At 39.8% G+C, this 21,618-nt stretch carries 27 protein-coding genes and 3 pseudogenes; all 30 read right to left on the bottom strand.

Going from position 1 to position 21,618, the window contains the following annotated elements:
* Nucleotides 1–20: 20 nt before the first annotated feature.
* Nucleotides 21–890 (bottom strand): VirB6/TrbL-like conjugal transfer protein, CD1112 family, encoded by an 870-nt coding sequence (locus AB5213_RS10270; protein ID WP_015524554.1) that lies wholly within the window; start codon nucleotides 888–890, stop codon nucleotides 21–23.
* A gap of 12 nt (nucleotides 891–902) precedes the next feature.
* Entirely contained in the window at nucleotides 903–1,118 is a 216-nt protein-coding gene (locus AB5213_RS10265; RefSeq protein WP_017144663.1) for a Maff2 family mobile element protein, read from the bottom strand.
* Nucleotides 1,119–1,239: 121 nt separating this feature from the next.
* Nucleotides 1,240–2,553 (bottom strand): annotated as a pseudogene (locus AB5213_RS10260) (VirD4-like conjugal transfer protein, CD1115 family); the annotation flags it as partial.
* 62 nt (nucleotides 2,554–2,615) lie between these two features.
* Nucleotides 2,616–2,798 carry a transposon-encoded TnpW family protein gene (locus AB5213_RS10255; protein ID WP_227190465.1) on the bottom strand — a complete coding sequence of 61 codons (183 nt, stop codon included), beginning with the start codon at nucleotides 2,796–2,798 and terminating at the stop codon, nucleotides 2,616–2,618.
* A gap of 319 nt (nucleotides 2,799–3,117) precedes the next feature.
* Entirely contained in the window at nucleotides 3,118–4,380 is a 1,263-nt protein-coding gene (locus AB5213_RS10250) for a virulence-associated E family protein (protein WP_306789340.1), read from the bottom strand.
* Entirely contained in the window at nucleotides 4,331–5,089 is a 759-nt protein-coding gene (locus AB5213_RS10245) for a CHC2 zinc finger domain-containing protein (protein WP_368276656.1), read from the bottom strand. The genes AB5213_RS10250 and AB5213_RS10245 overlap by 50 nt, the downstream gene beginning before the upstream one ends.
* A 105-nt stretch (nucleotides 5,090–5,194) precedes the next feature.
* Complete coding sequence (locus AB5213_RS10240) at nucleotides 5,195–6,616, bottom strand: serine/arginine repetitive matrix protein 2 (protein ID WP_368276655.1); 1,422 nt, start codon at nucleotides 6,614–6,616, stop codon at nucleotides 5,195–5,197.
* 495 nt (nucleotides 6,617–7,111) lie between these two features.
* Nucleotides 7,112–8,185, bottom strand: a pseudogene (locus AB5213_RS10235) (HpaII family restriction endonuclease).
* Nucleotides 8,166–9,191, bottom strand: coding sequence for a DNA (cytosine-5-)-methyltransferase (gene dcm, locus AB5213_RS10230; protein ID WP_195656031.1), 1,026 nt, complete (start codon nucleotides 9,189–9,191; stop codon nucleotides 8,166–8,168). The pseudogene AB5213_RS10235 and the gene dcm overlap by 20 nt, the downstream one beginning before the upstream one ends.
* 1 nt (nucleotide 9,192) lies before the next feature.
* Nucleotides 9,193–9,645: a very short patch repair endonuclease gene (locus tag AB5213_RS10225; protein WP_195656032.1), complete on the bottom strand. Its 453-nt coding sequence runs from the start codon at nucleotides 9,643–9,645 to the stop codon at nucleotides 9,193–9,195.
* A 17-nt stretch (nucleotides 9,646–9,662) separates the two neighbouring features.
* Nucleotides 9,663–9,857, bottom strand: coding sequence for a RepB family protein (locus AB5213_RS10220; RefSeq protein ID WP_195656033.1), 195 nt, complete (start codon nucleotides 9,855–9,857; stop codon nucleotides 9,663–9,665).
* A gap of 111 nt (nucleotides 9,858–9,968) precedes the next feature.
* Nucleotides 9,969–10,268, bottom strand: a complete 300-nt coding sequence (locus AB5213_RS10215; protein WP_195656034.1) for a hypothetical protein — start codon at nucleotides 10,266–10,268, stop codon at nucleotides 9,969–9,971.
* A 4-nt stretch (nucleotides 10,269–10,272) separates the two neighbouring features.
* Nucleotides 10,273–10,563 (bottom strand): hypothetical protein, encoded by a 291-nt coding sequence (locus tag AB5213_RS10210; protein WP_368276654.1) that lies wholly within the window; start codon nucleotides 10,561–10,563, stop codon nucleotides 10,273–10,275.
* 15 nt (nucleotides 10,564–10,578) lie between these two features.
* On the bottom strand, nucleotides 10,579–10,758 hold the full coding sequence (locus tag AB5213_RS10205) for a hypothetical protein (protein ID WP_195656036.1): 180 nt from the start codon (nucleotides 10,756–10,758) through the stop codon (nucleotides 10,579–10,581).
* A gap of 9 nt (nucleotides 10,759–10,767) precedes the next feature.
* Nucleotides 10,768–11,151, bottom strand: a complete 384-nt coding sequence (locus AB5213_RS10200) for a TnpV protein (protein ID WP_368276653.1) — start codon at nucleotides 11,149–11,151, stop codon at nucleotides 10,768–10,770.
* A 46-nt stretch (nucleotides 11,152–11,197) separates the two neighbouring features.
* Nucleotides 11,198–13,312 carry a recombinase family protein gene (locus AB5213_RS10195; protein ID WP_195656038.1) on the bottom strand — a complete coding sequence of 705 codons (2,115 nt, stop codon included), beginning with the start codon at nucleotides 13,310–13,312 and terminating at the stop codon, nucleotides 11,198–11,200.
* Nucleotides 13,296–14,009, bottom strand: coding sequence for a type IV secretory system conjugative DNA transfer family protein (locus AB5213_RS10190; RefSeq protein ID WP_368276652.1), 714 nt, complete (start codon nucleotides 14,007–14,009; stop codon nucleotides 13,296–13,298). The genes AB5213_RS10195 and AB5213_RS10190 overlap by 17 nt, the downstream gene beginning before the upstream one ends.
* Nucleotides 14,006–14,497 carry a PcfB family protein gene (locus AB5213_RS10185; protein WP_054752943.1) on the bottom strand — a complete coding sequence of 164 codons (492 nt, stop codon included), beginning with the start codon at nucleotides 14,495–14,497 and terminating at the stop codon, nucleotides 14,006–14,008. Before AB5213_RS10185 ends, AB5213_RS10190 begins: the two co-directional genes overlap by 4 nt.
* Nucleotides 14,498–14,579: 82 nt before the next feature.
* A complete protein-coding gene (locus AB5213_RS10180; RefSeq protein WP_055039904.1) occupies nucleotides 14,580–15,374 on the bottom strand; it encodes an ATP-binding protein in 795 nt (264 codons plus the stop codon).
* Nucleotides 15,374–16,192: a replication initiator protein A gene (locus tag AB5213_RS10175; protein ID WP_368276651.1), complete on the bottom strand. Its 819-nt coding sequence runs from the start codon at nucleotides 16,190–16,192 to the stop codon at nucleotides 15,374–15,376. Before AB5213_RS10175 ends, AB5213_RS10180 begins: the two co-directional genes overlap by 1 nt.
* Nucleotides 16,193–16,202: 10 nt before the next feature.
* A complete protein-coding gene (locus tag AB5213_RS10170) occupies nucleotides 16,203–17,084 on the bottom strand; it encodes a replication initiator protein A (protein WP_177961807.1) in 882 nt (293 codons plus the stop codon).
* Nucleotides 17,077–17,469, bottom strand: coding sequence for a hypothetical protein (locus AB5213_RS10165; protein WP_368276650.1), 393 nt, complete (start codon nucleotides 17,467–17,469; stop codon nucleotides 17,077–17,079). Before AB5213_RS10165 ends, AB5213_RS10170 begins: the two co-directional genes overlap by 8 nt.
* Nucleotides 17,470–17,482: 13 nt before the next feature.
* Nucleotides 17,483–17,881 (bottom strand): single-stranded DNA-binding protein, encoded by a 399-nt coding sequence (locus AB5213_RS10160; RefSeq protein ID WP_005344165.1) that lies wholly within the window; start codon nucleotides 17,879–17,881, stop codon nucleotides 17,483–17,485.
* A 13-nt stretch (nucleotides 17,882–17,894) separates the two neighbouring features.
* Nucleotides 17,895–18,293 carry a hypothetical protein gene (locus AB5213_RS10155; RefSeq protein WP_044921493.1) on the bottom strand — a complete coding sequence of 133 codons (399 nt, stop codon included), beginning with the start codon at nucleotides 18,291–18,293 and terminating at the stop codon, nucleotides 17,895–17,897.
* A gap of 129 nt (nucleotides 18,294–18,422) precedes the next feature.
* Entirely contained in the window at nucleotides 18,423–18,734 is a 312-nt protein-coding gene (locus tag AB5213_RS10150) for a DUF6050 family protein (protein ID WP_147602059.1), read from the bottom strand.
* Complete coding sequence (locus tag AB5213_RS10145) at nucleotides 18,724–18,891, bottom strand: hypothetical protein (RefSeq protein WP_173763281.1); 168 nt, start codon at nucleotides 18,889–18,891, stop codon at nucleotides 18,724–18,726. The genes AB5213_RS10150 and AB5213_RS10145 overlap by 11 nt, the downstream gene beginning before the upstream one ends.
* A gap of 4 nt (nucleotides 18,892–18,895) precedes the next feature.
* Entirely contained in the window at nucleotides 18,896–19,030 is a 135-nt protein-coding gene (locus AB5213_RS10140) for a hypothetical protein (protein ID WP_349123855.1), read from the bottom strand.
* Entirely contained in the window at nucleotides 19,027–19,932 is a 906-nt protein-coding gene (locus AB5213_RS10135; RefSeq protein WP_368276649.1) for a ParB/RepB/Spo0J family partition protein, read from the bottom strand. The genes AB5213_RS10140 and AB5213_RS10135 overlap by 4 nt, the downstream gene beginning before the upstream one ends.
* The gene (locus AB5213_RS10130; protein WP_118142723.1) at nucleotides 19,922–20,707 is read right to left on the bottom strand and encodes a ParA family protein; all 786 of its coding nucleotides are present in this window, start codon (nucleotides 20,705–20,707) and stop codon (nucleotides 19,922–19,924) included. Before AB5213_RS10130 ends, AB5213_RS10135 begins: the two co-directional genes overlap by 11 nt.
* Nucleotides 20,708–21,002: 295 nt before the next feature.
* Nucleotides 21,003–21,470: pseudogene (locus tag AB5213_RS10125) on the bottom strand (enolase); the annotation flags it as partial.
* Between the last annotated feature and the right edge of the window lie 148 nt (nucleotides 21,471–21,618).

Below are 21,618 nucleotides of genomic sequence, written 5' to 3'. Positions count from 1 at the left end.
ATGCGCTCCTTTCCTGCCCGCTAATGGGCATTGAATATTGATTTGCTAAGGCTTCCGGTCTTGAATAATGAAAATGCAAGAATCACGGTATAAGCCGCTACTGAAAACATTGCTGCATGAAGGTCACTGGATATGGTCATTGCATTTACTAAAACTGCATAAATTCCCACACAGACCATCATGAAGAATCCCTGAAATGCCAGTGCGAACAAGCCTTTTAAATAGTTGTTTCCGATATTACCCCATTCCTTATTGGTCATGGTGGCAAACGGAATTGGTGCTATGGAAGTATAAAGGTAAATTTCTATCATTCTTCCGTACAAGATTACCGTAATGATAATTGACAGAATGTGCATGGTAACACTGATCAACATCGTTTCCATGGATAGCAGGAACAAATCCCCTAACTCCATATCCTCCAGGGCATCCACAATCCGTGAAATTGCTTCTGTTGCATCCACCGCAGTGTTTCCTGATATCACCCCGGCGGCATTGTTGACCACATGCTGGCCAACATCAAAGACCGCCATCGTGATATTGAACGTATTTGTCACCAGATAAATGGCTACATACGCTTTGAAGATCCAGAGGAAAATGTTATAAGTCTCAAATTCATGGAAATTGTTTTTCTGTGTTACCATCGTGATCAATTCATAGCACAGGACAAAGGTGATGATCAGTCCCGCAATGGGGACAATCACCGTTTGGGATATATTCTGAATCAGATTAAAAATCCCTGCATTCCATCCCTGCGGTGTCTGTCCCACCTGCCCGGCTATGGTTCCCACCTGCTCATTGACAGACGTGAACATGTTATCCAAACTTGACTTAATAAGCCCGATCAGGATATCCTTTATCGCTTCCGTAATTCTCTCAATGATGGTGTTCATCTACCACTCCTCTTAAGAGAACAATGTTGCCAGCTGTGGAATCAGGGTAGTTCCCAGCAGCATGATTCCGGCACCAGCCATCAGCTGTTTGATGCCCTGGCTCTTAGCGCCGGGATTGTCATTTCCATATCCTTCCAGAAGGTTTACGACACCCCACACGCCAAGACCTGCGCCGATTGCGACTACAAGAGTTTTTAAAGTTGTAATTGCACTGCTAAAAAATGCCATATACATTCACCAAAACTGACTTCTTTCAGGTGTTTACGGGAATGAAAAAACACCGACTAAAAAGCCGGCGCACCTAATGTCAGTTATTCCTTTCCTCATTATTTTTCGTTCATTCCCAAGGTTACTCCGACAGCTCCACCTGAATTACCTCCACCTCTTCTTCGGGTTTCGGTGTGTACTGCGGATTTAACTCTTTTTCTACTTTGTATCGGTTTTTCTCATTTTCATCTGCAAGAAACCGATAATTTTTGTGTTTCGTGATATCATATTTGTCTGAGAAAAATGGTCTGGCACCACGAATCTGCAGGATACATTTTCCTCCATCCATGACTGCAATCTCATCTTCTGTCATCAGCTGTTTGCCTGTTTTCTGGTAATTCAATCCAAAGGACTTCTGATTGCTCCTCGTTTCCGAAGTGTTATACAGATCAATGGTTTCCTTACCCAGAAGTTCACTCATTTCCTTTAAGGTAGTTTTCTCTTTTCCACCAAGAAATAGTGTAGTATCACAGTTACCCAGAATGGTATCTGCACTATCCTTGTACATTGCCTTGAGCTGACTCTGTGACTGCAAAATAATAGAAGCAGAGATTTCCCTGCTTCGGATAGTTGCAATCAGCTTGTCAAACTGAGGAATTTGCCCGATGTTGGCAAACTCATCAGCGATGACACGTACATGCACCGGAAGTCTTCCACCATATACATCGTCTGCCTTATCGCAAAGCAGATTGAAAAGCTGCGACTGCAGCATCGCAATCACAAAGTTGAAGGTTGTATCTGTATCGGACATAATCAGAAACAAGGCTGTTTTCCTGTCACCGATCTTATCCAGTTCCATTTCATCATAAGACATGATCTCACGAAGCTCTGCGATGTCAAATGGGGCAAGTCTGGCTCCACAGGAAATCAAAATCGATTTTGCGGTTTTGCCGGCGGCCATTTTGTATTTTTTATACTGTCTGACCGCAAAGTGCTGCGGATCTCTTTCTTCCAGTTCCTGGAACATCATATCCACTGGATTCTGGTAAGTTTCATCCTCTTCACGGGTTTCGCTTTCATTCAAAAGATCCAGAAGGGTATTCAGATTTTTTTCCTCTTCATCCCCTTCATACCAGATAAAAGCAATCAGTGCTGTGTAGAGCAATTTCTCTGCTTTCACCCAAAAATCTTCGGAAGATTTTTCACCTTCCCCTTTGGTATTGGCAATAATTGTCGTCACCAGCTTTAAGATATCTTTTTCAGACCGTATATAAGCAAACGGATTGTAATGAAGGGATTTGGAAAAGTTAATGGTATTCAGAACCTTAATCACATAAGGCTCATGCACCACTTTTCCGGATTTATCTTTGATGACATTTTCATCTTTATCCCTCTTTGGTGGTCCTTTTGTCAACATCTTTCCGCACTCCTCGATCAGAGTGCCCTTGGGTACTATTTCGTCAAGTAGGAATTTCAATAAATGCTTATTTTTTTTCTAAATGCCAGCAAGCCCAGTATTTATGCTGGATTACGGACTTCCATATCTAACTCTGCCTTCATAATTTTCATTACTTTTTCCTGCATGGTCATGCTAGAGTTTTGATTAAAATAGTAATTAACCTGATAACAGGTATTCCCGATTTTCTTTTCATAATCTGGATTTTTTTCTTTTGTAGTCTGAACTATATTTTTATCTTCCATAAATTTTCTCCTTTCGCTAAATTGCCCGACAGAGAGAAGGATTGTTTTGTCTCTGCCGGACGTATTCATTTAAAGCTTTAATTTGCAACTGGCAACAACATGGTTGAAACTTTCTTTCAAGTGTTTTTCACCACTCATTTTCCCAATTTATAACACTACTATTTTCTTTTTTGAAATATCTTGTTGCCACCTAGTAAAAATAGCTGTAAAGCCTTTAAAATCAGTGGTTTTCGGCGGATACAATAGTGGCAACAACCGATAACCAACCGGGTAAAAATCAGCCTTCCGGCTTCAAAAACTGTCCTCTTTCTCTGTCGGGCTAGTTAAAAGGAAGTGCCATCTGTTCGGCTTCGGAAAGGTCAATAAATCCCTCTCCTCCTTCGTTGTTGCCACCATCTGTATCTCCCCGAATCCAGCATCTCTGCTTCCCATACCCTTCCTTTGTAAAGCGATGATATCCGCCTCTCTTCCACCCGATAATCTGAGTATCCATGATCTGACAGATTTCATTTGTCTCAAATTTCTTCGGCTCTCCGTCATAATGGTTAAAGGCATTTTTCCAAAGCTGAATAGAGCAGACATAATTTCCGTCATAGCTGTCAAGCCACCCTTGAATCATTCCTGCCATTGTATCTTCCTGCATGAACTGTTTCCGATATTCATTGATATTAAATTCCATCTCACTGTCAAACCGCAGTAATTCCGATTTATTTTCAGCTGCATTAAGCAATACCATTGCTTCTGCCCACAGCTGGTCAAAATACTCTCTGGCTTCTGGCTCATCATCAAGAATGTGCTTCTCTGCTTTGCTGCTATCAATTTCAATCGGCAGAAATCTTCTTGCCCCGGTACGATCAAACGGAATGAACTGCCGGTTATTTGATGATCCAGCAAACACACATTGCCTTGGTCTGTCTTCCTCATATTTTTCATAAGGATTTCTGTGGGTTTCCTTCATTCTTGATAAGAAAGATTTTGTTTCTTCGATACTCTTTGCACTGATTGCAGCTGTCATCTCCGACATCTCCAAAATCCAGTGTCCCCGAAGTAATTCATAAGGTTTTTCCATATTCAGGTTTTTCAAGCTGTCTGAAAACCACTGATCGTCCAGTGCCAGAAAGCGGAAAAAAGTGGATTTTCCCGCCCCCTGCTGTCCTACCAGACATAACATTTCATCAAATTTACACCCTGGACAGTAGATACGGTTTAAGGCTCCCATCATAAAATGTTTCAGCATTTCATAAACCATATCCGAATCGTCCGCACCCATATACACTTTCAATACATTACGGATTCTTTCTTTCCCGTCCCATTCAAGAGTTTCTAAATATTCACAAATGGGGTGGTATTCTTTACTGTATGCTTCCAGATCCAATGCATCGTCCATAACACTTTCATTGAACAGACCATAATATTTTTCAAAGAAATACCGAAGTGCTTTTCTTCCTTTGTTCGTTAATACACATGGTTCTTTATTCCACCAGAGAACTTTTGTTACGTCAATTTTCTCTGTCAATCGGTTATATCGAAGACTACCTACTAACAGCGGATCTTTTCTTAATACGGTCACATAATTCTCCATTGAATTTTTGACTGTCCCTTTTTCCGTCATATTCAGGGTTTCTCTGATTTCCCGACAGTCCCCTGGGTTCACCATAAGAATCATTTTCTTTATCAAATCTTTTTCCTCTTTCATTGAAATATCTTTTACATTTTCGCTCAATATTCTCTATCTCCTCTCGCTTTTCTCTCACTATTGTTTCTTTGTCCGCAGGCTCTCCAAACAGCAAGGTATCCAGATAATAATTAACAATCACAAGTTCTCTCAGGGCAGTTGTAAATCTATCGTTCCATTCTTCTGTTCTTGTTTTGGGTCTGTACTTTTCTTTCCATTCCAGCAACATAATCCGATAATCCAGATAAGCTTTCAGGCATCTCATATATTCTTTTTCCCATTGTTCTTCTGGTGTCGGTTCTGGCTTTCTCACCAAAATGTTTCTTCTGCTTTCCAAGGAATCTCTTCCTCTGGCAGAGTAGTTAATTCCAAAATCATCTGCCAGTTTCATTGCCGCATCTCTTAATCCCAGTCCAAATAACTGTGCTGTAAAATCAATCGCATCTCCTGTGCAGCCACAGCCGAAGCAGTAATATCTTCGGTCTACTTTCATACTGGGCGATTTATCATTATGAAAAATACAGCGAATCAGCCCACTCCTGTTTGGCTTCAATCCATACATCTCCGCAGCCTGTCGGACGGTTACATTCTGTTTCACTTCATCAAATAATCCCAATTCATTTCCTCACTTTCTCAAATCTGCTTCCCAAATCTGGGAAGCAAGTTTTCAATAAAAACAAAAAAGCACTCTGTCCTATCCTTACGGAATCAACAAAATGCCCTACATCTCTAAATCTCTGGAATGTGATTTTCCTTTTTTCAGTTGTTTTCTCTCCGCCTCTTCTCTTTGAATCTTTGCTACATTCAGTGCAAGTTTTTCTCTGATAGATGGCTTCACTTCTTTTTTGATTTCCTCCACAACCGCTTTTTTCTTTTCCGGCTGTTTCAACTGGCTGGTAATCCTTATGACTATCTTCTCCATCGCAGTTTCAATTTTCTGTATCAAACCATCCAATCTTTTTATTGCATATTCCTTTTCTCTTCTGGAAGCTTTATGCTTCGGATCTTGAATCCACTTTTTTGAATCTTCCGCCAGACGGATATCATCTCTTCTGGTAGCCAGCATTGCTTCTTTTGCTACTTTCTCCACAGCCTTGTCATATGCTTCACTGGAGACTTCATCAAGCAAAGTTTCTACATCTTCAATACGAACTGTAAGCTGTTGCAACTCCTGTTTCTGTTCTTCAATCAGATCACCTTGTTTAAATATCCGATCAGAATTATTTGCAAATTCTTTGTCCTGCTGTTTTATTTTTTCTTCCTGTGACTGGATAATTTCTTCGTTTGCATTTACACGACTTGATTGTTTTGCAAGTTCCAGACGATTTTCATTTACCTTATCTATCTGCATAAGGATTGTTTCCTGTCGGTCTGCAATCTCTTTTTTCTGCTTCATACGGATATAATCCTGTTTCTCCAGATACTGTCGCCCACCATAAGCTGGTTCTTCATCAAGTTCCAATCCATGCCGTTTACAGATATCCAGAAACATCGCCCGGCAGGCAGAATCAAAAACGACCTTACGGTTATTTGTCTTTGATCTCTTCTTTTCTGGATTTGGAAGTTCAAAGCCAAGTTCTTCCAGTGCTGCTTCCTGTTTTGGCTCAATCTCTCCATATCGGTTTGTAGCATCAAATACATGACGCTCATGGATATGAGGAGTTGCTTCGTCCATATGCAGTGACCAGTCAATGATATGAACATTAGAGCCAAACCGCTCATCAAATTCTTTTTTAAATTCATCAAAAACCCTGATCAATGTCTCTACAGAAGCATGTTCATCTATCGTCCCCAGCTGATAGATACTTTCTTCAGGGCAGGTCTTTTTATTTTTCAAAATCTCTTCCACACCTTTGCATCTGTCTGGATGTCGAGCTTTCTCATGTCGCTTATTTTGGTTAATCACATAGTCACTGTAATGCTCCGAATAGTAAGCCATTTCAATCTGGCTAAAAGAAAAATTATCCTCTTTTCCCCGGTCTTCCATTGTGGTATATCCCTGATAGCAGTCCCAGTAAATATTTTGGCGGACTCTTTCATTGTCGATATGCTCACTGTGTTCTGGATCAAATCTCCGATCATTGTGAAGCGGATTATAAACTCCATCTTTTCCAGATCGTCCGTTATGCCTTGTTCCTTTCAATTCACATTTCCCCTTTCTTTCAAGTTTTTCCCCGAATGGAATTGCAGCGAAGCTGCTAAAAGTCTCTGTCTCCGTTACAGACAGTACCCAGTACTAAGTGGCGAAACGCCTCTTAACTGGGCAATGGCTGCCGCCCTTAACCTGCTAAGGGCTTTGCCCCTTAACCCCAGCAAGGTGCTGCCACCCTTTGCAATTCTGCCCCAAAGGACTTCCAGCCCTCTGTACTCCCGGCAGACAAAACATAACTCCTGCCGCTGTCCCTTCAGCAAGATTTTCTGTTCTGTCTGTTTTTCAAAAATCCTCTATATCGGATTTTGTGAAAATAAAAAAGCCGACGCAATTTCAACTTTTACAAAAGTCCAAATACATCGGCTCAATCCTTTGACCTGATCGGTCATTATTCATTTTTTCTGACTGGCTCATACAGTCCATTTTTAATAATGAGCAAAACAAAAGGCACTAACTTTTTACGGTTAATGCCCTTTGGGTTAATCATTATATGAATCTAATCTGTAAGTTTAAATTTATATATCTTTTTCCATTTTCCATATACAATGTTGCAAACCCATGCTTTCCTGTAGACCCTCTTTCAAACTTTGTATTATTTAAAAGATATTTTTCAAAAGCATCTCTGTTGTAAATATGATATGCAAGTACTTCACCATTATCTTTTACAATAACGTATCCGCCATTAGCTTCATCGTGTCCGTCCCATTCTTTTGACGGCATCATTCCTAAAGCAATCGAGCATAAAAATTTCTTAAATTTGTAAGCATAAATTCCTTTTCTTGGATATCCCAAAGGATTTTGTTCTTCAATGATTCGGATTAACTTATCACTATCAGTTGCTTAATTTTGATAATACAGCAATAACAAGTGTGCTATGATTTCTTCCATGTAGGTATCAATCAGCATCAAATTTCCTGAAAAAACTTTATTCTTCATATGACTGTATTTCATAGTTCCATTTTCAGTTATCATCTGTATTCTATCGAGAATTTTTGTTTTACTATCTATTGCATTAATCTGTTCAGCCAATTCATCCGATATGCCTGAAACTTCATAAACAAAATTTGTAGCACCTGATGCGTTCAGTAATGTAGGCGCACTTCCTAATTCTGATTTAATACTAAATCCACATATCGGCTCATATCCAGTGTTGATATCATGAATTTGCATCGTTATATCTGTCTTATCCGTTGACGGGGCAGATATTTTTGTACATGCTAATTCATTCATAATTGTATCCGACCCTGGAATCTCAAAAGCACGACTTCCACCTTCTACTATTTTTTCATACAGGTATGCTGCTCTTTTTGCCATCTCCTTTTGAGTAATTGATCTTATAATTTCTGCATTCCAGTGTATCTCAATTCCTTGCTCTTCTGAAACAATCACATACTCTAAATGTTTGTTTTCATCTTCCTGTCTTATAATTTTTAAAATGGGATAATACACATCCTTGATTTTTTGTAGTTTTTCATCAGCAGCATACAATTCGCCCGTTGACAATAACTTCAGAAGCACATACAGTTCACTCCACTCACCTTTATTGCCCGACAGTTTCATGTTTCTCCTCCTCACTTTCGTCCAAAACTTCTTTTATCTTTTGAGCAATTGCCTCTATGACATTAACAGTCACACTATTTCCAAATTGCTTATACATATGTGTATCAGCAAGATCCCATTTAAAATCATCAGGAAATCCTTGCAACCGTGCCCACTCTCTTGGTGTCATTTTACGAATATCTTCTGTGTTTATATGTCCTTTTATATGCGTTGTTGGTATCATGGAATGTTCCCTGTGATCTATCAAAAGATTTCCTTCTCTTCCCATACCACCACACACTATTGTTCCGGCAATTCCATCGAGTTCCCTGATAACATATCCAAATCCATGTCCAGCAGCTTCATGTCTAGCTTTATGGGCTCTAAGAGTATTTACATACACATCTGATAAATAATATTTTGAAGGTATTGGTGCATCATCTAATATATCTCTAATGCTAACATCTTTTTTATCTCCTTCTGGAAAGAGAAATTCTTTTGGCGCAATATCATTTCTAAAACATACTAAATAAATTCTTTCTCTGTTTTGTGGAACACCAAAATCCTTACTGTTCAAAATCTGATGAAAAACCGTATATCCAATTTCTTCAAATGCTCCTTTTATTACTTTAAATGTTCTCCCTCTATCATGGATAGTAAGACCTTTAACATTTTCGCAAAAGATTACTTTTGGTTTATGGTAATCGCAAATACGTACTACATCTTGGAATAAAGTTCCTCTACAACGTCCTTTATAATCATCTTCGAACCCGCCATGTTTTCCAGCCATAGAGAATGCCTGGCATGGAAAACCTGCAAGACATATATCAAATTCTGGGATATCTTTTTCATCAATTTGTGTAATGTCTCCTGCAATTTCTGCTCCAGGATAATTAAGTTTATATGTTCTCTGTGCTGGTTCATCCCATTCCGATACAAATGTGGTTTCTATATCGTCTTTAAACGCATTATCAAATCCTCTACGGATACCTCCAATGCCTGCAAATAAATCTATAGATTTATGCATTCTATAATTCCTCCTCAAGTTCCATTCTATCTAGCTTATTTTCAAATATCGTTTCTTCAATAACTTGAATGCATATTTCAGGGTGTTTTTTTATTTCTTTTCCCCAAAATCTAATAACCGTCCAGTTCAAATACAGCAATTCTTTATTGACAATATCATCTCTCTCAATATTTTTGCTTATCTTATTAATCCAAAAATCCGCATTTTTCCCTTTTTCTAATTGAGGTTTAAGAACTTCCCAATCTTTACCGTGGAAAAACTCACTATCGCAAAAAATTGCAATCCGATATTTCGTTAAAACTATATCTGGACACCCTGGTAAAGCCTTATAATTTTTTCTATATCCATATCCTTTATCACGTAGTGCTTTACGCAAAATACGTTCTATTTCCGTATCTTTGGACTTTATGCTTTTCATATTTTTATGCCTTTGTTCAGGTGTCAAACGATCCATTTTAATTCCTTCTATCGCTAAATATTACCTTGTTCCAATTTTTCGAGCATTCGTTGTTTTCTTGTATATTCTTCAAAGTACTCGAGTAAGGCTCTTTCTACTGCAACTGTTTTAGTTTGCCCAGCCTTATCACAAAATTGGCTAAGTTGTTCATATATTTCTGAATCGATACATACGTTTAAGTATGTTCCATTTTTCTTTTGTCTTGCCATTTTATCTTCCTTCCGTCTAAGCTATAAACAGCTACATTATACTACTTAAAGCTACCGTTTTCAACCCACCAAACAGAATGTATGTTTGTTTTTAGTTGTTCAAGCCCCCACTTATTCAATCAATGCATCCAGCATGACTTGAATTACTTCTTTCAACATCAATCCATCTCTTAATCCCATACGGTAATAGAATTCATTCAGATCACTGCATTTATTTGATGTTTCAGTCATGTAATCAAATAAAATTGTTCTCTGTTTGTCTGAAAGTTTTTGAAACATCTTTTGCAATTTCATTTCCAATTTTTCGTTGAATGGATCATATTGCTGTCCGTCTTTTTCTTGATAGACCTGCTCCATTCTCTCTCCGATAAGATCATTCATAAATTCTTCCATTTTTCCTGTTAATTCCATCTTTTTAATCTCCCATCAGTCTAATTTTGATTGCTTCCAGCCACACCACAATCCAGCCTGCGAGGATAGGCAAAACATACAGTATAAAGCCCATTGCAAGCATTCTGAATGCCTCTGTGCCTGTTTCCTGTCCGAATCCATACCCCAATACAGCTGTGATACAGATGATTCCCGACAGGATATGAAATACCGTTGCAGACAGCCATGTGATGAACATAACCACCAGCTGTATGATTGTCAGGCATATACGCACCGGCAATAACAAAATTTTTATAATAATTCTTACAACTGCCATGACTGTCCGCCCCTTTCACTGTTTTAAATATCTACGGTAATTATCCAGAACAGAATCCGTAACACCATTTTTATATACTTTACGGATATCTGCGATTTTTTCATGTTTCAGCAGTTTCAGCCAGTCCAACAGGTCTTTTCTGCTGTTTGCGAAATTACAGCATCTTCCATCTGCATATTCAATCCTGTATCTCATAAGCCCCTCCTACACGTACACCATTTCAGTCAGTATCATTTCATCTACCTGGCTTCTTACATTATTTGCCCGGCGAACCCATTCCATTTGATTTCTGACTTTCAATTCTTCTGTAATGTCTTCCTGTTTCATTATCTGCTCCATAAGTAAATCTCTACGTTGTACGCATTGCTCATTTACATCTGCAAGATGCGTCCAGAGTTTTCCACTGAGTGACAAGTAAGAATACAGTCCACTCTTGTAATCTCTCAGATAGTTTCTGCGGAGACTTCCATAAAATCCAATATCACGTGTCTCTTCTGGTACTGCAATTAACGGTAAATAAATCTCTCCAACAAGGATATAATCCAGTCCATTCTCTGTATCATGAATCAATGGTGCTAATTTTTTCATATTCGATAACCTCTCTGCTTGTTTTCTTCCTGTCCTTGTGGTACGATCAAGCCGAAGCGGTGACAGGTAATTCCTGCTCCGGTTCGAGTTCAGTTGGCTCTGGTTCTATTTGGTAGGTAGGCTCCAGAGCCTTCTTTTTTTGCTTGTTTCTCCATTTCTGTGTACTGGCAGTAGCTTTCTTTCTGTTTTCCAGAATCTTTTCATACTCCTTCATAGCCTTCGGATCACCAGCCTGTGCAGCCTTTTCAATCTCTTTTGCTTTTTTCTGCTGTTTCTGATAACTCCGTTTTCGGCTTGCCCGGTCTCTTTCCCGTCTTGCCCTCTCCTTATCCAGAATTGCTTCATACTGTCTGATTGCTTCTTCATCGCCACCTTCCGCAGCTGCTTTGATTCTGGCACGTTCTTCTTTACGCTTCTGTGAACACTTCCTAGCAGCTATCCTCTGTCTTTCTCTTTTGGCTTCTGCTTTACGCTGTTCTTCTTCCTGTCGGGCTTTTCTTTCCGCCTTCAGTTCTTCTTCCGAAAAAGGAACTGCAAACTGTCCGATAAAATTGAAGTAAATATCTATCCGCTGTGTCCGATCAAGACCTTTTCCTACCGCTTCATGAACCATAATTTTATCTACAAACTCATTTAGCATTCTTGGGGTAATTTCCTCAAAGTCCTGATATTTCTTTACAAGCCGGACAAACCGATCTCCACCATCTTCCGATTTTTGATTCTGACCGAGTTCTTGTTCCAGTTCTGCCACCTTTGCTTCCAGTTCCTGTTGTTCATCGTCATATTCTTTCATCATGCGATTAAAATGCCTGTCCGGGATTTTCCCCAGTACATTTCCTTCATACAGGTTCTTTATCAAAGTATCTAACTCCTGAATCCTGTTCTTAGCTGATTTGACCTCTTTTTGTGATTCTTGCAGGAACTTTTCACTGTAAGTTTCTTTCAGCTGTCCCACCTGTTCCAGAAATTCTTTTTGATTCGTCAGAACAAATCTGGCAACTCTGCGGATAGAATCATCAACAAGCTGATCCAGTGCCGATGACGTAATAAAATGGAATGTACACTCTTTATATTTGTTTCCATATGCCGAGCATGAAAAACTACTGTCTGAATCATAGCGTTTCCCATCTTTTCTCTTTTGTGCTTCTGGGCTTCTGTAAGACATTCTGCTGCCACAGTCTGCACAATAGACAAGCCCTGATAACCTGTGTTTGTACGTGCCATTTGCCACACGCTTTGTCACTCTTTTTCTAAACTTTTGTGCCTGATTCCAAGTATCTTCATCAATAATCGCTTCATGTGTATTTTCAAAGATAATCAATTCCTCTGGTCTGGCTTTTCTTCGTTTCTTTGTTTTGAAGTTATCACAGATTGTTTTTCCAAGAATCGTATGCCCCATATATTCCCGCTTATCAAGAATCCCGCTGACTGCGGTAGCATTCCAGATATAAGGATCATGGTAACTGTGATTCCTACTCACTTCGCCTTCCTCATGCCGTTCCAGATATGCCGAAGGAATTAAGATATGCTCTTTTGTGAGAATATCTGCTACCTGTGCCGGACCATTTCCTTCGATTGCAAGCTGATATATTTTTCTTACAACTTTTGCTGCTTCTTCATCGACCAGCAAATGGTTTTTATCTTCTGGATCATGCTTATACCCATAAGGAATTGCACCACTGCATCTCTTGCCAGATTTCATTCTGGATTGAAAAATAGCTTTGATTTTCTTGCTTGTGTCCTTTGCATACCATTCATTCATGATATTCAGAAATGGTGTAAAATCATTATCCGTTGGTGTTGCACTGTCAATACTGTTGTTGATTGCAATGAAACGGACATCTTTCTCTGGAAACAGTATTTCTGTATAATATCCGACTTTCAGATAATTTCTTCCCAGTCGGCTCATATCCTTTACACAAATGGTATCAATCAGTCCTGCTTCCACATCAGCAATCATTTTCTGAAATCCAGGACGGTTAAAGGTAACTCCGCTGAATCCATCATCTGTATAGTGCCGGATATTCGTCAGTCCCTTTGCCTGTGCATATTCTTCCAGATAATTCTTCTGATTCGTGATACTGTTTGATTCCCCTTGCAGTTCATCGTCCTTTGACAATCTCTCATAGAGAGCTGTTAGCTTGTTATTTCGCTGTGCCACGCTTTCCACCTCCTTCCTGCGAAAATGTCTGCAAATACAGACAAATAAGCGTTTCTTCGCAACTTCTGTTTATGAAGCAACGTTTGTTTCTCTGTACTTTATATATTAAACCCTTCGGATCTGTAATGACCATGGAACAGTTCATCTGCATGACCGATGGTTTTACGAAAAAACGTGTCTTACCGGAACCACTGCCGCCGATGACCACTATATTTTTATTTCTTGCATACTTCGGTTGCTTCGGTCTACTCTCCATGGTCAGTGCTTCTGTTGCTGTCAATGGAATGTTCATCCATGGATCTTCCGACATATAAGGCTTGATATCCTCTGCGGTTCCCCATCTGGCTGAACCATACTCGATGCCTTTCCGTAATTTCTTTGCGTCTGCCTGTTTCTGCCAGACCAACACTTTCAGAACGACTGCAACAACAATACCTGCTAGCAGATCTTTCCAGTTATTGCTTAACACAAAACCAGCAAAAATCCGGTCTGCGTGTTCCATTGCATATAAAAGTTTGTTCCCCATATCTTCTCCCGGACTGTTCCGGTAAAGAAAAAATGCCCGGTCTGCATAGAAAGCAGCCAGAGCATAAGGGATATTTGTAAGAACCAGTTTCTTTTTATCCAGGGCGGACAGCTTACCCCCGATTTTATTCTTCCACTTCTGCATCAGAGTTTTGCCGCTTTTCTTTTTCATCGACTCTGCTCCTGATGCCGGTTCTTTACTTTGTCCTTCGTCTTCTTTGGCATCATTGCCCGGTAAGCTGCAAGACGCTTATGAATGGAAGGCTTATTCGCTTTTTGAATCTGTTTCTGGGAAAACTCACGGAAAGCAGCATTGAGGGCATCCTGATCACGTCCCTTGAAAAATACCAGATAAACCGGAGGCTCTTTGCTCTTGTCTTTTTTCAAAGCATAATTGATCCCGTATTTTCTAGCATACCGTTCAAAGGACTTGATATTTTTGTCCGTGATCTCGATATTGACCATCCCGGCATTCTGTTTTGCCAGCTCTTTTACCGTGACCTTTCCCTGTTTCGGCTGATTTTTCTGTGCTTTCTTCTCTACTGATTTCTGCTTCTGATGACGCAGATACGCAACAAGAACCTTTTTCAACAGGTCTGCTGTAATCTTAGTTGCCCGAATACAGAACGTGACCGTTTTCTGAGTTACCTCTTCCTGCATGACTTTTCCCTCCTTTCAGCGATTCAACTGCTGTCCAGATCTGTAATCATGGCAATCACCCCCTTTAATGAAAAAAGACAGATTAACCGGTAATCAGGTTCTGCACCTGTACGAGTTTTTCTGTCCCTTCTTCTTTTCTCTTATCTTCTCCACCACAATAGATGGGAACACACATTTCAAGTATTCTGCTGTAAATACGCTGATGGGCAGTATCCAAATCTGTGGATTTCATTTCATTCAGTCCCAGATTCGTTGTTACGATCAGCGGAAGCATTTTACAATAACGGCTATCTATCACATTATAGACCTGCTCCAAAGCAAACTCGGAATTTCGTTCTATTCCTAAATCATCAATAATCAGCAGCGGATAATCCACAAGATTTTGTATAATCTGGTTCTTATCTGCCTGATAGCTGGTCATTTCGTTTAAGATCCTGGAAAAATTCGTCATCATGACACGTTCTCCCTGTTCCAAAAGTGCATTTGCAATACAGCCTGCAAAGAAACTTTTCCCGGTTCCAACTGGTCCCATCAAAAGCAATCCTACATTTTTTCTCTTCATATCTGTCCAGTTTTCTACATACTGCCTGGCAATTAGTATCTTCTGGTTGCTTCCATTGTCATTTTCAAATTTCCATTCCCAGAATCTTCTTTCCCGAAGTCCGACGGATTTTCTCTGATAAAGCAATCGCTGTGCTTCTTCCCGCTGCATCTTTTCATCAAGTTCCTGCCTGGCTTTTACCTCGCATTCACACAAACAGGACACTACATGCTCAAATCCCATCAGACTAACTTTCATCTGTTTTCTTTTTCCACAGATACCACAATGAAGACATCCCTCTTCATCCAGATAATCTGCTGTTACTTTATTTTCCATCACAGGCTTTCTCCTTCCTGAAATTCATATTTATCCATTTCTCCCCTGCCTCCATCCCGTTCTGCCCAAAGACAGATTGTTGCAAAATGATTCTGATACTCTTTTCCACTGGATTTCATATAAACAGAAAGATGATCAATCCGTTTCTGATAATCCCATGGAAATATTGTCATCAACTCCTGCAGTTCAGCTTCCGACAGAACAACATTTTTAAATCTACCATACTGACTGAATTTTTCTTCCAGAGCGGGAGTATTGCCCTTACTCTTATCAGTATGATTCTTTTCAGTCTTATTTATCTTAGTATTACTTCCATCCAGATTCTTGCAGTCCGGACTTCTATTTTTTTGCGTTCCGGACTTCCAGTTTCTTGCAATCCGGATTTCCAATTCCTTGCAGTCCGGATTTCCAGTTTCTGGCGTTCCAGAAGCAAAGTATCTTACGGGCTTTCCTCTAATCCGTTTCACAAAATTTTTCACGTATATGACAGAGGGACGATTATTCCCCTGCCGATACCGTTCAATCAATCCAATCCCATGCACACTGTCAAGCTCATAAAGAAGCTTTGTCACTGTCGTATGCGACATTCGCAATAGTTCCTGCAATTCTGCAATCGTGTAAATGATATAGACATAACCATCACCGTCAATCCAGCCATTTTTCTTGGATAGGCTGATTCGATCAAGCAGAATTCCGTAAAGGAGCTTTGCGTCTGTAGACAGGCTTGCAAACTCTTTTTCTGTGAACAGAGCTTTTGGTATCCGAAAAAAAGAAAACTGGTCAGATTCTTCTGCTCTGAAATATTCAAAATCTGCCATAGCTTATTTCCTATTCTTCCTCATTATTAAAATCACACCCTGCTGCACTGCCTGTTCCATGACACATCTCATTAAACACAAAGTTGAAGCACATCATTAACTCGCTCAGATAATAATTTCTTGCTTCTTTATTGCAGGCATACATATCCTCGATATAAACCTCTTCGTTTCCATTCATTCGTGCGATCGTTTCCAGAACTTTCATAAACTTCTTATTAGAGCAGCACTCATACTGTTCATTTACATATTTCTGAATTTCCAGTACACGTTCAGGCTTTCCATCAAAAACAGATAACACGCCAAATGCCAGATCCATACCAAACTCATAGCCATCGGCTTCTACGGCATCAATATCAAGATTACCTTCTTCATCGTAATAGCCACGCTCTTCCATAGGAGTCAGTGGTGTCTCATATTCATCCAGATATCCCATATCTGCAATTGTTCCCAGAATATCTCTGGATGCTTTCACCATCTTGTCCATGATAATTTCTCTTTCTTCCATCGGCATATTTGCCATAATTCTGTCTAATGTCATCATTGATTCTTCCTCCATCTCATTTTCATAAATATCATTGATATAAAAGTGGTTCGCCTTTCCATTGTTTGGAATGATACGCACCAGATTACCAATCTGAACCAGTTCCTGTACTGCCTGATCTACTCCATATCTGGTCGTATTCAGGTCTTTTTTCATTTCACTTTTCGGATAGATTACAAACAAATCCCCTTCACCATCTACCCAGCCATTCTGCACCGCAAATTTTAAACGATCCAGAAATAAGCTGTATAAAATCTTTGCTGTATTTGACAGATTCTTGTATTTATCCATCTGGAACAGCATCTTTGGCACCTGCAGACAATCTACCGGCATATACTCCATCTTACTCATTGATTGTTTCCTCCTTCTGTTTGTACAGCACTTCGGCTGAAGTAATATTGATTTCCAACATCCCTACAAATACCTGATAGTACAGAAGGCATATCTGTTCATCCTCTCTTGCCAGATACAATCCTTCCAGTTCATCGGACGGATGTTTCATTCCATATACTGCCTGACAAATATCATGGATTTTCTCACATTCCACACTTCTAAGATGCTGCTCCAAGGTGTGGTTAAATCTCTGCCAGTCCTCCAGTTTCTGATTTACTGACATCATGCACTGGAACAGTTCCGCTGCTTCACATGCTGCTGACAGCACTACATTTTTGTTATTGATACTTCCATCGGCATTTTTCATATGCCCTACCATATACGCCTGATCTACTGAAACCATCTTTTATCCTCCTCTATCTAAACGGCATTTCTTCTTCCATGCCCTCTGGGATCTCTAAGAACCCTTCCGCATCTTCTGGAAACGGTGGTCTGTCAACCATTTTTGCACCTGCGAATTCAATCCGGTTTGCATACACTTCGGTGGTATAAATCTTTTTCCCGGTATCCTTATCTTCATAATTACCTGTGACAATCTCGCCTTCCACCATGACCTTCGTGCCCTGCATCAGATAATCTCTGGCAAATTCTGCTTTCTTTGCAAAAGCCTTTACCGGAATGAAACTGACTTCATCGGAATAATTTCTTCTGACTGCCAGAACAAACTTGGCAATCTTATGAAGTCCTTTTTCATTCTCCACTTCGTTGTATCCGGGATTTCTTACCAATCGCCCGGAAATAACTGTTGTATTCATTGGCTTAACCCTCCTATGCTTTCATTGATTTGTAACAGATGCCGATACATGGTCCACATTTTCCATAGGCACATCCGTAACATTCATCTTTTTCCAACTCTTCTTGCTTCATTTCATCGGCAAACATTCCTAACAGTGTTGTATAAATCTTTTTCATTGCAAGGAACTTTTCTTCTGCTTTTTCCATCTTCTCTTTATAAAATGGGATCAGTTCACGAAGAACTGGATGGAAACGTTCATTTTCATCATCCCAGGCACAGGTTTTCATCATACAACGTGGCTGTTTCTCATAATTGCCCAGATAATACGGGCAGAACGTACAGCCTCTTTCTTTAACAATTTCCACCGGAATTACTGGCATCTGACTTTTGATTTCCTTAGTTACATGCTTACTTTCAATTCGCTCTCTCATATTAAAAATCCTCCAAGAATATATATTTGCAAAAGGGACTTCCCCTGAATTGCCTGGTTTTAAGCACAAAAAAAGAGGCAGACTTGCGATTTTTGTTTTCGCAAGCCTGCCTCTTATCAAACTAATTTTCTACCTTTCAATGATATATCGTATAAAAACGTATATCGCTCTGATCACATACACTGGAATCATGATACTTCCGATCAATGCTCCAATGATGACACTTAATGCAGCCATACCAAGTGTTGCTGTGGTATCCATTCCTCTTGGGATTAGAATCAGCCGCATTTTATGTATTCCAAATGGTAATCCGGCAATAAATATCCACCAGAACCAATCCGTCTGTCCGCTGACTTTCATAATTGTTTTTGTCATCCAAAACCAGAATACCATAAATGCCAGCGGCAGAATTGATTTTTTAATTACGTCTTCAATCGTCACCTTTTTTCTCCCTCTGTCTGATTCCTTCCGCCACCTCCCGATTAAGGTTTGCCAATATTTCTCTAACCACAGGAGAATCCAATCGAAAGTTTTCCAGATCTTTCTCCGTAAGCTCCCTTCCATTCGCATCATATCTTCGTACAATTTTTAAAGCCATCCTTTCACTTCCTTCCTGCTGATAATCCTAATGTTTTCAACAAATGTTTAAACTTCTCTCTTTTCATCCGTTTAACACGTATCTTTTCTATCTTTTTCATATAGACTTGTATTCTACTTGCCATATCTTCATTGCTCATTCTTTACCCTCTCTTTCTGCCCACGATGCCAGAAGCATAAATATAATTTCTTCCATCTGAGTCTTTGTATATGTCTCTGGAAAATATTGTTTCAATTTCTTCGCCGGAATCTGCACCTGAACTTTTTCAGTATTTTCATTCATGCAAATCTGGTTAATCTCTGAATACGTCAACATCCGCTCTTTTGAAATTTGTTTCAATTCCTTTGCCTGCTTCATGGAGGGTACCATATTGTGATTACTCATATACTGAAGTAATATCTGCTGCTCTTCAGTTCTCAAATAAGAAACTTCAACAGCTGTGTTAAAGGGAAGCTTCTTCTCGTCTGCCAATTCTAATAGCTCTGCTACTAACTCTGTCAGATGAATATATCGAAGAATCTGTCTGGAACTATCTCCTGTATTCTGACTGACTTCTTCTGCCGCCAACTTCTTGCCAACTTGGCAAGAAGTTAAATCAGACCGTTTTCCCTGACGCTTTAACGCCTCATATTTCATTTTATAAGCAAATGCCTTTTCACTGATCAGCAGCTCTTCTCGTTGAATGTTGGAATCTACCATAATCACCGTCGCTTCATCATCCGTAAGATCTTTGATGATAACCGGCATTTTCTCTAGTCCAGCAAGTTCACATGCTCGTTTTCGCCGATGACCAGCTACCAGCTCATAACCACCGGCCTCTCTCAAACGCACAATACCAGGAACCAACACGCCATATTGTGTAATACTTTCTGCTAATTCTTCCATTTTCTTATCATCTCTTACTTGAAACGGGTGATTCGTAAATGGATGAAGACTTCCTATTGCTATCTCACTAATTCCATTGGTTGTCTCTTCGTTTGTTCCAAACAATGCATCAAGCGGCTGTAAGGAAACGGGAGTTGCTCTTTTTTTAGATGGCATCTTTCAGCACCTCCTCCGTCACTCTCCGATAAGCTTCCGTAGCTTTGCCTTTCGGATCATAAGAGAAAATACTCTGTCCTTCTCTGACTGCTTCCTTCATTCTTACAGAAAATGGAATATAATTATCGAAGATATGAATTTGACTTCCATATACATTTCTGAGAAGTTCCATATTATTCCTGGCATCATTCGTATGAGCATCGACCATCGTAAACAGAATTCCACCGACTTGCAGCTTCGGATTGATTTGCTTACGGACCTTACCGATTGTTTTTAATAACTGCTGCAATCCTTTGATTGGCAGGTAAGACGCTTCAACCGGAATTAGTACTTCATCTGATGCAGCCAGTGCATTGATTGTGATCATTCCCAATGATGGCATACAATCAATGATAATTGCATCATATTGATCCTTGATACCATATAAAATCTGTTTCAATACATATTCCCTGCTCATTGCATTTACCAACTGTACTTCCGTACCTGCCAGTCCAATGTTAGAACAGATAATGTCTATTCCTTCTGCCTGATGCCTGATATAACAGTCTGAAGGAATATCTTCATCTTTCATTACTGTATCCATAAGAGCTGTAAGTGTTTCATTACTTTCATCACAATCACGATATCCAAATCCTGCGGATACATCAGACTGTGGATCGGCATCAACGATTAACACTTTCATATTCTTTTGTGCTAATCCTACTGCTAAATTAGCTGTACATGCTGATTTTCCCGTTCCCCCTTTTTGGTTTACAATAGAAATTACTTTTGCCATAATCTTTCCCTTCTTTCTTGTTAAATAAAAAGACTGAATCAGACAGCTGAGATATAAATCTCATGCGAGCTAATTCAGTCCAAAATATATTTTTATTCAATTATCACCGCTTTCGTGATATAGTAAATACATCTCAGCAGAGTTCTGAAATTCTATTACTTCTGTACTGTGTTATTTATAAAAGAGAGGCCTTTCCTTCATAAATTCGTTGATTGGTTGCGAAATTTATTTAGGACTAAATCGCTAGAGCCCTTGTATTATAAGGGGTTCTGCCTTGTGTCATTATAATAACACAAGCACCCCCATTTAGGATATTCATCATCGGAACCGGCATCTGCTTTGCATTTACACCACCAAGATACTGATACAACGGAATCTCCAGCGCATCTGCTGCTGCCCTTGCTGCTGCAAGAGACACTCCAAGCATTGCATTTGCCCCCAGATTGATCTTATTGTCTGTCCCGTCAAGCTCCAGAAGCATCCGGTCAAGCTTCGCCTGCTCCAGCACGTTCATTCCCAGAATTTCCCGGATGATCCGGTCATTCACATGCTCTACCGCGCGTCTGACACCAAGTCCCTGATAGCGGTGTTTCCCGTCTCTTAACTCAATTGCTTCATATTTTCCTGTCGATGCCCCGGAAGGAACCATCGCCCTTCCTGTAAAATGACTCCCTGCAAGCACCTCTACTTCTACAGTCGGGTTTCCGCGCGAGTCCAGAATTTCCCGCGCAATAATATCTGTAACCGGTATATATTGTTCCATAATCCATCCTCCTTTTTTGTCTTTTAGTATGTCCTTTCGGGCGCTGAATCATGCACGAAAATCCCCGTATTTTCGTATCATCGTATACATTACGAAAATGCTCTAAAACGGTTGACTTCATACATTTTCGGCGTTACAATACCAACGG

The sequence above is a fragment of the Coprococcus sp. RTP21204st1_G4_RTP21204_210225 genome (genome assembly GCF_040915385.1).
Lineage (GTDB): Bacteria > Bacillota > Clostridia > Lachnospirales > Lachnospiraceae > Allocoprococcus > Allocoprococcus comes.
Note: the sequence above shows the minus strand (reverse complement) of the source record. Positions and strands in the feature narration are given on the sequence as shown.